Origin of the sequence: Mesorhizobium loti, from assembly GCF_003148495.1 — a bacterium.
Taxonomy (GTDB): domain Bacteria; phylum Pseudomonadota; class Alphaproteobacteria; order Rhizobiales; family Rhizobiaceae; genus Mesorhizobium; species Mesorhizobium loti.
Genome location: NZ_QGGH01000007.1, coordinates 230,637 through 244,280, shown reverse-complemented (window position 1 = coordinate 244,280; position 13,644 = coordinate 230,637). Strand labels below are relative to the sequence as shown.

Below are 13,644 nucleotides of genomic sequence, written 5' to 3'. Positions count from 1 at the left end.
CCCTTCGGGGCGGCGCGTCAGGTCGCGACCGCCTTGCCGCCACCGACCGGCTTCTCCTCGTCGGCCGTAGTCTGCGGCCGCAGCTTGAACAGGATCAGCAGCGGTGCGGCGATGAAGATCGACGAATAGGTGCCGAAGACGACGCCGAACAGCATGGCCATGGTGAACGAGCGGATCACCTCGCCGCCGAACAGCACCAGCGCCAGCAGCGCCAGGATCGTCGTCACCGAGGTCAGCGTCGTTCTCGACAACGTCTCGTTGATGGCGTTGTTCAAGAGTTGCGGCAGCGGCATGCGTTTGTATTTTCGCAGATCCTCGCGAACGCGGTCATAGACCACGATCGTGTCATTCAGCGAATAGCCGATAATGGTCAGGATCGCCGCCAGCGATGACTGGTTGAACTCCAGTCCGCTGATGACGAAGAAGCCAAGCGTCATGACCACATCGTGCACCGTCGCCACGATGGCGCCGACAGCGAACTGCCATTCGAAGCGGAACCAGACATAGATCAGGATGCCAAGCAGCGCGATCAGCATGGCGATCGTGCCTTGCTTCGCGAGTTCGCCTGAAACCGTCGGTCCAACCACTTCGACGCGGCGGAAGTCATAACTGTCCTGCAACTCGCCGCGCACCTTGTCGATGACGGTCTGCTCGGCATTCTCGCCACCATCCTGCGTCCCGACGCGGATCAACACGTCGTTCGGCGTACCGAACTGTTGGACCTGGACTTCACCGATGTTGAGTTCGGTCAGCCGCGCGCGAAGGTCGGCGAGATCGGCATTGCCGCTCTTGGCCTGCACCTCGATCAGCGAACCACCCTTGAAATCGATGCCGTAATTGATGCCGACGGTCATGAAAAGTACCACCGACAGGATCGAAAGTGCACTCGAGAGCGTGAACGTCCAGCGACGGATGCCCATGAAGGGGATCTTGGTGCCGGGCGGAACGAAGGTTACCGGGGCACGCGGCAACTCCTTTGGACGTGCCCGGCGCAGCCAGATCGAGACCAGCAGTCGGGTGAAGGTGAAGGCGGTGAAGACGGTTGTCAGGATGCCGATCGCATAAGTGATGGCAAAGCCCTTCACCGGCCCGGTACCGAGATAGAACAGCACCACGGTGGCGATCAGCGAGGTTATGTTGGAATCGACGATGGTCGCCAGCGCCTTGGTGAAACCGGTATCGATCGCCTGGATCACGGAGCGGCCCGCGCGTCGCTCCTCGCGGATGCGCTCGTAGATCAGAACGTTGGAATCGACTGCCATGCCGATGGTCAGCACGATACCGGCGATGCCCGGCAAGGTCAGCGTCGCACCAAGCAGCGAGAGCACGCCGACGATCATCGCCACGTGCACCGCCAGCGCGATGTTGGCGAGGAAGCCGAGGAAGCCATAGGCGACGAACATGAAGGCGACGACGAGGATAGAACCGATGATGCCGGCCACCTTGCCAGCATGGATCGAATCCTGGCCGAGGCCGGGACCCACTGTGCGTTCTTCGATCACCGTCAGCGTCGCGGGCAAGGCGCCGGCGCGCAGCAGCACCGCGAGGTCGTTGGCGCTCTGGGCGGTGAAATTGCCGGAGATCTGGCCGGTGCCGCCGAGGATCGGCTCACGGATCTGCGGCGCCGAAATCACCTGGTTGTCGAGGATGATGGCGAACAGCTTGCCGACATTCTGCGCGGTGGCCTGACCGAAGCGCGCGGCGCCCTTCGAGTCGAAGCGGAACGACACCACCGGCTCGTTGTTCTGCGAATTGTATGTCGCCTGGGCATCGACGAGGTTTTCACCCGAGACGATGACGCGGTTCTCGATCAGATAGGGAACCGGCGGATCGTCCTGCGAATACAGCACCGACGAGCCGGCAGGCGGACGGCCATTGAGCGCGTCCTGCACCGGCATCGACTGGTCGACCATCTGGAAGGTCAGCTTGGCGGTCTGGCCGAGGATTTCCTTCAGCCTTTGCGGGTCCTGGAGACCCGGCACCTGGACAAGGATGCGGTCGTCGCCCTGCCGCTGCACGATGGGTTCGGTCGTGCCGAGTTCGTTGACGCGGCGCTCGACCACCTCGATCGACTGCGTCAATGCGGTCGATGTGCGATACTTGATGCCGGCATCGGTGACGTTGAACTTGAGCAGGCCGGGCTCGGAGTCGTCGAGCGTCATTTCCTGGATGGAGCCGCCGGTGAACAGGCCGGCAGCGACCGGATCGGTCAGCGTCTTCAGCGCCGTCTTGGCGGCAGCGACCTGGGCGGGATCGGTGATGCGGACCTGCAAGGTCCGTCCGGTACCGGCAAGGCCGGTATAGCCGATCTTGGCGTCGCGCAGCAGCGTGCGGATCTCGTCGCGCGTCGTCTCCAGCCGGTCCTTGATCAGATCGTTCTGATTCATCTCCAGCAGGATGTGCGAGCCGCCCTGCAGATCAAGGCCGAGCGTCATCTGACGCTTCGGCACCCAGCTGGGCAGTTGGGCCAAGGTGCTTGCGGGGATGAGGTTGGGCGCGGCGAGGATCACTGTGATGGCCACGGCCACCCAGATCAGGATCATCTTGAAGCGCGAAAAATACAGCATATGGCGTCGTCCGTCAGAGCGTGTCCGCGGATCGCTCCGCCTAAAATTGGATTATTTCTTGGCGTTCTGGTTTGCCACCGGCTCGCCCTTGACGCGCACATCGGCGATCGTCGAACGCAGCGCGGTCACTTTCATGCCGCCGCCGAGGTCGATCTCGAGCTCGTTGTCGTCGATCACCTTGGTCACCTTGCCGACGAAGCCGCCGCCGGTGACGACCGTGTCGCCGCGACGGACCGCGGCCAGCATCTCGCCGCGCTTCTTCAGCTGCGTGCGCTGCGGCCGGATGATCAGAAAATACATGATCACGAAAATCAGGACAAACGGCAAAATGCTGATGAACATGTCGGGAGAGGCGCCGATACCTTGGGCGTATGCCGGTGTCACGAACATCGAGGTACTCCTGAATTTTGAAAACAGCCGCCAATTTGGCGGCCCCTTGAAATTTGGCCGGAATATAGTCGGTAAAGTTGTCAATGCAACTGCGCGGCCGGCCAAATCGGCTGCTTTTCCGGCCTGTTGAGCCGTGTTAGAGCATGATCGCAAAGAGCGCGAGCCGGTTTTCGGAAAAGATCACGTTCGAACAAAAGGTTGCAACCGATTTCGAACCCGACGGAATCGGCCACGTCCACGCTCCCACACGTCAAAAACGCGAAAATAAAAGACAGACATGACCGACAGCAGCATTGAAGCCCTGAACCAGAAACTCGACCGGCTGATCGAGGCGGTGAGCCGTCTCGCCCCGCCACCGGTGCCCGAAACCGACCTCGGCGACGCCGATTGCTTCGTCTGGCAGGCCGATCCGGGCTATCTGGAGCCGGTGCGCAAGGTCAACCGCGTCGACATCGGCCTGATCCGTGGCGTCGACCGCGTCCGCGACATCCTTGTCGACAACACCGAACGCTTCGCGGCCGGCTATCCAGCCAACAACGTGTTGTTGTGGGGCGCGCGCGGCATGGGCAAATCGTCGCTGGTCAAGGCCGTGCATGCCGAAATCAACGCCAAGGCCAAGTCCGACCTGCCGTTGAAGCTGATCGAAATCCACCGCGAGGACATCGACACGCTGCCGAAGCTAATGGGATTGCTGAAGGCGGCCCCTTTCCGCTTCATCCTGTTTTGCGACGACCTCTCCTTCGACCACGACGACACCTCCTACAAATCGCTCAAGGCAGCGCTCGAAGGCGGTGTCGAGGGCCGCCCGGCCAATGTCATCTTCTATGCCACCTCGAACCGCCGCCATCTGTTGCCGCGCGACATGATCGACAATGAGCGCTCGACCGCGATCAACCCGTCCGAAGCGGTCGAGGAAAAGGTGTCGCTGTCCGACCGCTTCGGCCTGTGGCTCGGCTTCCACAAATGTTCGCAGGACGAATATCTCGACATGATCGACGGCTATATCAGCCATCATGGCCTGGCCATCGATCCCGAGCAGTTGCGCACTGAGGCGCTGGAATGGGCAACGACGCGCGGCAGCCGCTCGGGCCGCGTCGCCTGGCAGTTCACCCAGGACCTGGCCGGACGGCTCGGCAAGCCGCTCAAGGATTAAACTAGAGTCGAGCTGAACTGAAAAAGCCCGTTCCTTGCGGAGCGGGCTGAGCCGGCGGGCGGACTGGAGGTCAGACGTCCCGCAAATAGCTTTTTTTCTTCTATTCGAGATAACCCCCGACTATTCGAGATAGCCGGAGGGATCGACCGGGGCGGAGTTCTTGCGCACTTCGAAGTGCAGCTTCGGTGAGTCCGTCGTGCCGCTCATGCCTGACAGCGCGATTTCCTGGCCGCGCTTGACCTTCTGGCCGCGCTGCACCTCGATCGAGCTGGCGTGGCCGTAGACGGTGACCAGGCCATTCTCGTGGCGCACCAGCACCGTGTTGCCGAATTCCTTGAGGCCGTCGCCGGCATAGATGACGACGCCGTTCTCGGCCGCCTTGACCGGCGTTCCCGTCGGCACGGCGATGTCGACACCATCCTTGCCCGAGCCGAAACCGGAGATCACACGGCCGCGCACCGGCCAGCGCATCTTGCCGATGCCGGTGGCGTCGGGCGCGACGGCGTCATCGTCCTCGGCCTGCTGGATGACCTTCGAATCTTTCTTCGGCGGCGTGTAGGACGCCAGCGTTTCCGACGGCGTGGTCTTTGCCGTTGGCTGTGTGGTGGCCGTGGTCACCGGATCGATCTTGGCCGGCTTGGCGCTGGCGACGGTCGCGGTCCCACCCGCCGGCACCTTCAGGGTTTGGCCGATCTTGAGCAGTCCATCCTTCATCCCGTTGGCCTGCTTAAGCGCAACGACGCCGACGCCGGTCTTCCTGGCAATCGAGGACATCGTATCGCCCGACTGGACCGTGTAGGTGCCAGCAGCGCCAGTCGCCTTGGCTGCCGCCACCTGCGGCTTGGGCTCCTTGGGCTGGCTTGCTGCGGCCGACGTGTCGACCTGAGCGGCGGATTTACCTTCCTTGAGCTTCGGCTGCTGCGGCAGAACGGCGACCTTGTCCGGCGCGGTGGCCGGCAGATCGTGCTTGCCGTCCTTCGCCGGCTTGGCATCGGCGACCTTCGCCTCGCCCTTGCTCGAATAGGCATAGGCCGGAATGATCAGCTTCTGGCCGGTCTTCAGCCCCTTGGTCGCGCTCAGCCCGTTGACCTTCATGATCACGTCGGACGGCACCTTGTAGCGCTGCGCCAGGCCGCCGATCGTTTCGCCGTCCCGAACGACAATCTCGGTTGCATGCGGCTTACCAGAGGACGCCACGCGCGGTTCATCGGGCTGCGCAACCTTGAAAGGCGATGCGGCCGGAGCGACGGTGCCGGTCGTGGTCCTGTCGACATGCGGTGCCGGAGCCAATGCGGTGCGCATCGGCTTCGCTGCGGGCGCCAGTGCGGGAGCCGGCTGTGCCTGGGCAACGGGCGGCGGCAGCGGCCGCGTCGAGACAGGCTCGAGGCTGGAACGGCTGACCGATTGTGTGTGGCTGCCATCGAGTGGAGCGGCGGCGACATCGCCCGGATAGGGCTGTTGCACGGCGTCCTGCTTGTTGATGATGGCGCGCTGATTGTTGGTCGAGGATGTAAAGACGTCGTCGACGCCATTGAACCGCGAAACCTGGGAACTGCACCCGGCCGCGGCGCCTGCAATCATGAGGACGGCGCAGCCTCGCGCCAGATTGCGTCCATTTGCCTTCAAAACACTGAGTTGCATCGCACTGACCCGCACATACCCGGTACAAACTAGGCATGATTAAAGCGCGTTAATGTTACTCGACGGTTAACCTCATGGAATCCGGCGCAATTTTCTTAAAATATTAGAGAGCGAGCTGAAGGGTGTTGAGATTCAGGTCAGGCCGAGCCGGAGTCGAAGACGGGCGCGAAGCGACCAAACAAGGTGGCTTCCGGGGTCGCCCTTGCGACGAGCGGAGCGTACTTTTGGTACCTGAGCACCGGAAGCGCAGGAAACTACCGTTTGCAGGCCGGCATCACCGGAATATCGACACCGCCTAAATGACGGCGGCGACACTGCGCAGGATCGGCTGCAGGCGGACAAGGCCGATGTCCTCGCGCTCGAACCGGCTGCCGACCTTGGTCAGCTTGGCCAGCACCTGCTCGCCCTCCTCGGGTCCGATCGGGGCGATAACAATCCCGCCGCTCGACAATTGATCCAGCAGGAAGCGCGGCAGGCTGTCGAAGGCAGCCCAGGCGACGATGCGGTCGAACGGCCCTTCGTTCGGCAGCCCGCCGGACCCATCGGCGTGGCGCACGATCACATTGCCGATGCCGAGCGCCTCAAAGCGCTGCCTGGCCTGCTCGACGAGCGTCTTGTAGCGATCGGTGGTGACGACCCGCGCCGCCAGCCGCGACATCACCGCCGAGGTATAGCCGGAGCCGGTACCGACCTCGAGCACGCGGTTGCCCTGCTCGATGGCAAGCGCCGCGATCACCGCCGCCTGCATGTCGGCGCCCTCGATCGCCTCGCCGCATTCGATCGGCAGCATGCGGTCCGACCAGGCGATCTGATGAAACTGGGCAGCCAGGAAACCGCGCCGTGGTGTCGCCTCGAACGCCGCTATCAGCGCCTTCGGCACCGTCCCCCGGCCGCGCAGGCGCAGCAGAAAGGCAGCAAAACCTTCGCGGTCATCGATCCCCTGGTTCATGCAAGCGCCTTGCTCAGTTGGTCACGGATTTCATGCGCGGTCAGGTCGAGCTGCAATGGCGTCACCGACACCAGCCTGTTGCGCAGAGCGTAGAGGTCAGTACCTTGCTTGCCTTCGACCGGCTCGCGGCCAAAGCGCAGCCAATAGTAAGGCAGGCCGCGCCCGTCGCGGCGCTCGTCGACCCACAGGCTGTGCACGAGCTTGCCTTGCGAGGTGACCACTGTACCGGCGACCTCTTCGGGAGTGCAGTTAGGGAAATTGACATTGAGCAGCACGCCGTCCGGCAGCGGTGTTGCGACCAGCTTCTTCAGCAGCGCCGGCGCCAGCGCCTCGGTCGTCTCATAGGGAACGACGCGATCTTCGCCGACATAGCTGTAGCCCTGGCTGAGCGCGATCGAGCGGATGCCGAGCAGCGCGCCTTCCATGGCGCCGGCGACGGTGCCGGAATAGGTGACGTCGTCAGCGATGTTGGCGCCGGAATTGATGCCGGACAGGATCAGGTCCGGTGCGCCGGGCAGGATCTTCTTGACGCCCATGATGACGCAATCGGTCGGCGTGCCGCGCACGGCAAAGTGCTTCTCGCCGATCTTGCGCAGCCGCAGCGGCTCCGAGATCGACAGCGAATGAGCATAACCGGACTGGTCCTGCTCCGGCGCCACCACCCAGACATCGTCGGACAGCGTACGCGCGACGCGTTCGAGCGACGCCAGGCCCTCGGCATGAATGCCGTCGTCATTGGTCAGAAGAATGCGCATTATTTCGCTTCGATCTTTTCCAGACCGCCCATGTAAGGCCGCAGCACTTCAGGAATGGTTACGCTGCCATCCTCATTCTGGTAGTTTTCGATGACAGCGATGAGCGCGCGGCCAACCGCGGTGCCCGAACCGTTGAGCGTGTGGACGAAACGGTTGCCCTTGCCGTCTCTGTCCTTGTAGCGGGCATCCATGCGGCGCGCCTGGAAATCGCCGCACACCGAGCAGGACGAAATCTCGCGATAGGCGTTCTGGCCGGGTAGCCAGACCTCGATATCGTAGGTCTTGCGCGCGCCAAAGCCCATGTCGCCGGTGCACAGCGTCATGGTGCGGAACGGCAGCCCGAGCCGCTTGAGCACTTCCTCGGCGCATTGCGTCATCCGCTCATGTTCGGCAAGTGACGATTCCTGGTCGGTGATCGACACCAGCTCGACCTTGTAGAACTGGTGCTGGCGCAGCATGCCGCGCGTATCGCGCCCGGCCGAACCCGCTTCCGAACGGAAGCATGGCGTCAGCGCGGTGTAGCGCAGCGGTAGCTTTTCATGCGCGGTGATTTCCTCACGCACCAGATTGGTGAGCGGCACTTCGGCGGTCGGAATCAGGCCAAGCCTGCCCTCCCCGTGCGGCGTGAAGAACAGATCTTCCTCGAACTTCGGCAACTGGTTGGTGCCGAAGAGAACGTCGTCCTTGACCATCAGCGGCGGGATGACTTCTTCGTAGCCATGCTCGGTCGTATGCAAATCGAGCATGAACTGGCCGAGCGCGCGCTCCATCCGCGCCAGCCCGCTCTTCAGCACGGTGAAGCGCGAGCCTGACAGCTTCGCGGCGCGCTCGAAATCCATCATGCCGAGCGCTTCGCCGATCTCGAAATGCTCCTTCACCCAATTGGGCCGCGTCGGCACCTGGCCAACGATATGCTTGACGACATTGTCGTGCTCGTCTTTGCCGACAGGCACGTCATCGAACGGCACATTGGGCAGCACCGCCAGCGCATCGTTCAGCGCCTTGTCGAGATCGCGTTCCCGCGCCTCGCCGTTCTGGATGAAGGTTTTTATCTCGCCGACTTCAGCCTTCAGCCTTTCGGCAAGTGCCGCGTCGCCCGAACGCATGGCATTGCCGATCTCCTTCGAGGCGGCGTTGCGGCGCTCCTGCTTGGTCTGCAGTTCGGTGACGTGTTCGCGCCGCGCCTCGTCCGAGGCGATCAGTCCGTCGACCGTGGACTGCGCCTCACCCGCCGACCACGAGCGCTTCACCAGCGCCTCGACTAGGGCCTTCGGGTTGTCGCGAATCCATTTGATGTCAAGCATGTTTGAACGCTCCTGAGCTAGGCCAGAGGGCGTAAACCGCATCTGAGATCGATGCAAGATGGGCGGGGCGGCGACTGTCTTTTTCCGCCGCTGCCGCCGCTCTGTTGCCTACGAGGCAGCCGGCGCCGGAGGCTCGTCCGGGGCTTTGTCCGCCACGGTCTCCGCCGCGTCCTGCTTCTCGCGCGCCACACGCTGCTTTTCCTGATCGCGCTCGATCAGCCGGGCAGCCCAGATGGAGACCTCGTAGAGAAGGATGGTCGGAATGGCCAGGCCGATCTGGCTCATCGGATCTGGCGGCGTCAGCACGGCCGCGACGACGAAGGCAATGACGATCGCCCATTTGCGCTTCTCGGCCAGCCCCTTGGACGACAGCATGCCGACCCGTGTCATCAGGCTGGTCACCACCGGCAGCTGAAACACCAGGCCGAAGGAGAAGATCAGTGTCATGATCAGGCTGAGATATTCCGACACTTTCGGCAGCAGCGAAATCTGCACCTGATCGTCGGTGCCGGCCTGCTGCATGGCGAGGAAGAACCACATCACCATCGGCGTGAAGAAGAAATAGACCAGCGACGCGCCCATCAGGAACAGGATGGGCGATGCGATCAGGAACGGCAGGAAGGCGTTGCGCTCGTTCTTGTAGAGGCCGGGCGCGATGAACTTGTAGATCTGCGTGGCGATCAGCGGAAAGGCGATGACCATGCCGCCGAACATGGCGAGCTTGACCTGGGTGAAGAAGAACTCCTGCGGCGCGGTGTAGATCAGCTCGACTTTGTGCGGATCGAGCCCTGCCCACTTCGTTGCCCATTTGAACGGGATCACAAGCAGGTTGAACAGCTTCTTGGCGAAGAAGAAACAAACCAGGAAGGCGACAAAGAAGCCGCCGATCGACCAGATCAGCCGCCGGCGCAACTCGATCAGATGCTCCATCAGCGGCGCCGACGATTTCTCGATCTCGTCCTTTTCCTTGTCCGAAACACTCACTTGGCGGCTCCAGCCGTCTTCTTGGCAACCGGCTTCTTCGCCGCAGCAGGCTTCGGTTCGGCTTTCGCCCCCGTCTTGGTTGCTACGGTCTTGGTCGCGATCACCTTGGCCGCAGCAGGCTTGGCGGCCTTGGGCGTTTCAGGCTTTGCCGCGGGCACCGCTTTCGCCGGCACCTTGGAGACCGGCGTGGCTTTGGTGGTCACGGTTTTCGCCGCCGCAGGAGCCTTTGCGCCATGTACCGAAGCCTTGGCCGGTGCCTTTGCAACCGGCGTCGCTTTTGCCGGCGCAGGCTTGGCTGCTTTCTTCGCAGCGGACGCCTTCGACGCCGCAACAGGTGCCGTCGGCAGTGACGACGTCACCACCGATTCGTCGGTCATCGCCGGGAAAATCGGCGCTGCTGGCGCTGCTTCCGGCCCGTTGACGCCAGGCATGGTCGTTGCACCATTCTTCAACGGCTCGGCCGCCTGCGGGGTCGAGGCGGCAGGTGTTGCCGGATCAGCCGCCGGCTTCGGCTTCATCGCCGCGTCGACGCCGGAGCGAACGTCGGCCGCAGCCTGTTCGAACGGATTGAGCTGCTTCCTGATCTCGGCCATCGGGCTGAGACCCCTGAGCTCGTCGACCGACTTCTTGACGTCGTCGAGCTCGGCTTCCTTAAGCGCCTCGTTGAACTGTTTCTGGAAATCGGACGCCATAGCGCGCAGCTTCGCCGTCGTGCGGCCGAAGGTGCGCAGCATATTGGGCAAATCCTTAGGCCCGACGACCACGATCATGACGATCGCGATGACCAGCATTTCGGTCCAGCCGACTTCAAACATGGCACTCTGTTCCGACTAGAACCTTTGGCTCAGCTCTTGCTGGCTTTTTCCTTCGCGGCCGCAACGGTCTCGTCGGCGCGGTGTTCGACAGTGCGCTTGTCTTCGGCAACGTCGTCGTCGGCCATGCCCTTCTTGAAGCTCTTGATGCCCTTGGCCATGTCGCCCATCAGCTCGGGAATCTTGCCGCGGCCGAACACCAAAAGCACGATCACCAGCACGATCATCCAGTGCCAAATCGAAAATGAACCCATAGCAAATCTCTCTCGAATGTTTTCCCTGGCGATGATCTATGCGTTTTCGCGTTGGGATTCAAACACAACTGCGACAGAGTTTATGAAAGGGTGGCGGATGTCACGCATTTTCAACGTGATGGCCCGCTACGAATCCGCGCATCCTCGACAGATCGGCGGCCAATGCCAGTCAATCTTCCGTGACGCGCGGCGTCAACAGGCCGAGTTCCTCGAGATCGATGTCGGTCAGCGCATCCTCATCGTCGGTCAATGCATCGGGATCGGACGGCGGAACCGGAATGGCGAAATTCGACGGCATACGGCCCGAAAGCAGCCCCGCCCCCTTCAGTTCCTCCATGCCGGGAAGATCGCGGATCTCCTCCAGGGCGAAATGGTCGAGGAAGGTGTCCGTGGTGCCGTAGGTGACAGGGCGTCCCGGCGTTTTGCGCCGGCCGCGCATGCGCACCCATTCCGTTTCCAGCAACGTGTCGAGCGTACCCTTCGAGGTTTCGACGCCCCGGATATCCTCGATTTCGGCGCGCGTCACCGGCTGGTGATAGGCGATGATCGCCAGCACTTCGAGGGCCGCGCGGGAGAGCTTCCTTTGTTGGACGGTATCCCGGCTCATCAGGAAAGCGAGATCACCGGCCGTGCGGAACGCCCAGGCGTCGCCGATACGCACCAGATTGACGCCGCGCCGGGCATAGATCTGCTGCAGCTCGGCCATGGCCAGGGCAATGTTGATGCCATCTGGAAGGCGGGCCGCAAGCTGCTTTTCGCTGACAGGCTCAGCGCTGGCGAACACGATCGCCTCGGCCATGCGCACGGCTTCCCCCAGATGCAGCCGCTCCGCCGGATTGTGTACCTTTTGCTCAGTCCGGTCCTGGGAAAGCGACTCCTCTTCGGCTTCATCGCCGACCTTGAATGGGATAACCGAAGCGTTGGCGCGTTCGCTCATGATGCCACCTCGACTGCCTTGATTGCCTGCGTGCGGCCGCGCAGATAGATCGGCGCGAACACTTCATCCTGCCGCATGTCCATCGTGCCCTCACGCACCAGTTCCAACGTAGCCGCAAACGAGCTGGCGATCGCCGTGCGCCGCTCCTCGGGGCTGGTCATGTACACGATCAGAAAACTTTCCAGCGTCGCCCAGTCGTGCAGAGCCCCGACCAGACGGGTCAGGATATCGCGCGCATCCTTGAGCGACCAGACACCGCGCCTGGCGATCGTGACATTGTTGATCGCCTGCTTCTGCCGCTGCTGAGCGTAGGCGGTCAGCAGGTCGAAGAGCGAGGCCGAATAGGCGTTGCGCTTTTCAACGATGACCATTTCCGGCATGCCGCGCGCGAACACGTCTCGGCCGAGCCGGTTGCGGTTGACCAGGCGCGCCGAGGCGTCTCGCATCGCCTCCAGCCGCTTCAATCGGAATTGCAGCACCGCCGCCAGTTCCTCGCCGCTTTCGCCCTCGTCGCCCGGCTGCTTGGGGATCAGAAGCTTCGACTTGAGGAAGGCCAGCCACGCCGCCATCACCAGATAGTCGGCGGCAAGCTCGAGCCTGAGCGCCCGCGCCGTCTCGACAAAAGTCAGATATTGCTCGACCAGCGCCAGGATCGAAATGCGCGCCAAATCGACCTTCTGGGTGCGGGCAAGATGCAGCAGAAGATCGAGCGGACCTTCGAAGCCGGCCACGTCGACGACCAGCGACGGGTCGCCGGTGACGCGTGAATCGTCATTCTCGGCCCACAGACGGTCCATCGGTGCGGCCTTCGCGGCCTTGCTTTCCAATGTTTCCGCCACTGCCCGCCACTTCCCTTTGCTATGCCACCGCATCGAAGTAGGTGGCGAATTCGGCACGTATTTCGGTTTCTTCAACCGTGTCACGGTTCTTTATATAGGTCAGCGCCCGCTTTGCGCGCTCCAGCGACGTGCCCTCAAGCCCCGTGGTGCGCGATGCAATGCCGGCCATCTCCTCGAAAACGCCATTGCAGTGAAGGACCAGATCGCAGCCCGCTGCAAGGATCGAGGCCGCCTTTGTCGGGAAATCCCCAGAAAGTGCCTTCATCGACGTGTCGTCACTCATCAGTAGCCCGTCAAAGCCGATTTCGCGCCGGATGATCTCGTCGATAACCTTGCCGGACGTGGTCGCCGGATTGTTGGGGTCGATCGCGCTGTAGACGACATGCGCCGTCATTGCCATCGGCAGATGGTTGAGCTCCCGGAACGGGGCGAAATCATGCCGCTGCAGATCGCTGAGCGAGGCATTGACGACAGGCAATTCGAAATGCGTGTCGGCAAAGGCACGTCCATGGCCCGGAATATGCTTCATGACAGGCAGCACGCCGCCTGCCATCAGCCCTTCCGCGGCGGCACGGCCAAGTTCGATCACCGGTCGTGGGTCCTTGCCATAGGCACGCGCGCCGATGACATCGCTGGCGCCTTGGATCGGCACGTCGAGCACCGGCAGGCAATCGGCGGTGATGCCGTAGCGCAGCAGGTCGAAGGCGTGCAGCCGCGCCATCAGCCAGGCCGCGCGGGCGCCGGCATCATGGTCGTCGCGCCACAGCGCGCCAAGCGCACCACCGGCCGGATAATTCGGCGCCAGCGGCGGCCGCAGGCGTTGTACACGGCCGCCTTCCTGGTCGATGAACACCAGCGCGTCCGGACGCCCGATACAGTCGCGCATCGAGGCAACCAGATCGCGGATCTGTTCGGTCTCGCCGATGTTGCGCGCAAACAGGATGAAGGCCCATGGGCATTCATTGCGATAGAAATTGATTTCTTCGCGGGTGAGCGATTTCCCGGCACAGCCGAGGATCATGGATTTTGATTCGGTCATGTCACGAGTCTAAAGCTTCG

The 13,644-nt window shown here is 62.6% G+C and carries 13 protein-coding genes; 1 reads left to right on the top strand and 12 read right to left on the bottom strand.

All coding sequences use genetic code 11. From position 1 onward, the window contains the following. Positions 1-17 precede the first annotated feature (17 nt). A complete protein-coding gene (gene secDF / locus C8D77_RS24660) occupies positions 18-2,567 on the bottom strand; it encodes a protein translocase subunit SecDF (protein WP_109668874.1) in 2,550 nt (849 codons plus the stop codon). 51 nt (positions 2,568-2,618) lie between these two features. Then, entirely contained in the window at positions 2,619-2,957 is a 339-nt protein-coding gene (gene yajC, locus C8D77_RS24655) for a preprotein translocase subunit YajC (RefSeq protein WP_109668872.1), read from the bottom strand. Between the two features lie 277 nt (positions 2,958-3,234). Between yajC and C8D77_RS24650 the strand changes: the two genes are divergently transcribed. After that, the gene (locus C8D77_RS24650) at positions 3,235-4,110 is read left to right on the top strand and encodes an ATP-binding protein (protein ID WP_109668870.1); all 876 of its coding nucleotides are present in this window, start codon (positions 3,235-3,237) and stop codon (positions 4,108-4,110) included. Between the two features lie 120 nt (positions 4,111-4,230). Here C8D77_RS24650 and C8D77_RS24645 read toward each other — a convergent pair whose 3' ends face one another. The 10 genes from C8D77_RS24645 to nagZ form a co-directional block, all read right to left on the bottom strand. After that, a complete protein-coding gene (locus C8D77_RS24645; protein ID WP_109668868.1) occupies positions 4,231-5,751 on the bottom strand; it encodes a peptidoglycan DD-metalloendopeptidase family protein in 1,521 nt (506 codons plus the stop codon). A gap of 295 nt (positions 5,752-6,046) precedes the next feature. After that, positions 6,047-6,700, bottom strand: coding sequence for a protein-L-isoaspartate(D-aspartate) O-methyltransferase (locus tag C8D77_RS24640; RefSeq protein ID WP_109668866.1), 654 nt, complete (start codon positions 6,698-6,700; stop codon positions 6,047-6,049). Continuing rightward, positions 6,697-7,455: a 5'/3'-nucleotidase SurE gene (gene surE / locus C8D77_RS24635; RefSeq protein WP_024503850.1), complete on the bottom strand. Its 759-nt coding sequence runs from the start codon at positions 7,453-7,455 to the stop codon at positions 6,697-6,699. Before surE ends, C8D77_RS24640 begins: the two co-directional genes overlap by 4 nt. Further along, positions 7,455-8,759: a serine--tRNA ligase gene (gene serS / locus C8D77_RS24630; RefSeq protein ID WP_109668864.1), complete on the bottom strand. Its 1,305-nt coding sequence runs from the start codon at positions 8,757-8,759 to the stop codon at positions 7,455-7,457. The genes surE and serS overlap by 1 nt, the downstream gene beginning before the upstream one ends. Positions 8,760-8,867: 108 nt before the next feature. After that, positions 8,868-9,743 (bottom strand): twin-arginine translocase subunit TatC, encoded by an 876-nt coding sequence (gene tatC, locus C8D77_RS24625; RefSeq protein WP_109668862.1) that lies wholly within the window; start codon positions 9,741-9,743, stop codon positions 8,868-8,870. Next, entirely contained in the window at positions 9,740-10,558 is an 819-nt protein-coding gene (gene tatB / locus C8D77_RS24620; protein ID WP_109668860.1) for a Sec-independent protein translocase protein TatB, read from the bottom strand. The genes tatC and tatB overlap by 4 nt, the downstream gene beginning before the upstream one ends. Positions 10,559-10,587: 29 nt before the next feature. Beyond that, positions 10,588-10,809, bottom strand: a complete 222-nt coding sequence (locus C8D77_RS24615) for a twin-arginine translocase TatA/TatE family subunit (RefSeq protein ID WP_013531295.1) — start codon at positions 10,807-10,809, stop codon at positions 10,588-10,590. A 169-nt stretch (positions 10,810-10,978) separates the two neighbouring features. Then, the gene (gene scpB / locus C8D77_RS24610; RefSeq protein WP_109668858.1) at positions 10,979-11,746 is read right to left on the bottom strand and encodes an SMC-Scp complex subunit ScpB; all 768 of its coding nucleotides are present in this window, start codon (positions 11,744-11,746) and stop codon (positions 10,979-10,981) included. After that, positions 11,743-12,543 carry a segregation and condensation protein A gene (locus C8D77_RS24605; RefSeq protein WP_109668956.1) on the bottom strand — a complete coding sequence of 267 codons (801 nt, stop codon included), beginning with the start codon at positions 12,541-12,543 and terminating at the stop codon, positions 11,743-11,745. Before C8D77_RS24605 ends, scpB begins: the two co-directional genes overlap by 4 nt. A gap of 61 nt (positions 12,544-12,604) precedes the next feature. Next, on the bottom strand, positions 12,605-13,624 hold the full coding sequence (gene nagZ / locus C8D77_RS24600; protein ID WP_109668856.1) for a beta-N-acetylhexosaminidase: 1,020 nt from the start codon (positions 13,622-13,624) through the stop codon (positions 12,605-12,607). Positions 13,625-13,644: the final 20 nt, after the last annotated feature.

Bases quoted from the DNA above. Each gene is read 5' to 3' on its own strand.
- surE (WP_024503850.1), bottom strand. From the start codon at position 7,455: ATGCGCATTCTTCTGACCAATGACGACGGCATTCATGCCGAGGGCCTG.
- nagZ (WP_109668856.1), bottom strand. From the start codon at position 13,624: ATGACCGAATCAAAATCCATGATCCTCGGCTGTGCCGGGAAATCGCTC.
- C8D77_RS24650 (WP_109668870.1), top strand. From the start codon at position 3,235: ATGACCGACAGCAGCATTGAAGCCCTGAACCAGAAACTCGACCGGCTG.
- serS (WP_109668864.1), bottom strand. From the start codon at position 8,759: ATGCTTGACATCAAATGGATTCGCGACAACCCGAAGGCCCTAGTCGAG.
- scpB (WP_109668858.1), bottom strand. From the start codon at position 11,746: ATGAGCGAACGCGCCAACGCTTCGGTTATCCCATTCAAGGTCGGCGAT.
- yajC (WP_109668872.1), bottom strand. From the start codon at position 2,957: ATGTTCGTGACACCGGCATACGCCCAAGGTATCGGCGCCTCTCCCGAC.
- C8D77_RS24645 (WP_109668868.1), bottom strand. From the start codon at position 5,751: ATGCAACTCAGTGTTTTGAAGGCAAATGGACGCAATCTGGCGCGAGGC.
- C8D77_RS24640 (WP_109668866.1), bottom strand. From the start codon at position 6,700: ATGAACCAGGGGATCGATGACCGCGAAGGTTTTGCTGCCTTTCTGCTG.
- secDF (WP_109668874.1), bottom strand. From the start codon at position 2,567: ATGCTGTATTTTTCGCGCTTCAAGATGATCCTGATCTGGGTGGCCGTG.
- tatB (WP_109668860.1), bottom strand. From the start codon at position 10,558: ATGTTTGAAGTCGGCTGGACCGAAATGCTGGTCATCGCGATCGTCATG.
- C8D77_RS24615 (WP_013531295.1), bottom strand. From the start codon at position 10,809: ATGGGTTCATTTTCGATTTGGCACTGGATGATCGTGCTGGTGATCGTG.
- C8D77_RS24605 (WP_109668956.1), bottom strand. From the start codon at position 12,543: ATGGACCGTCTGTGGGCCGAGAATGACGATTCACGCGTCACCGGCGAC.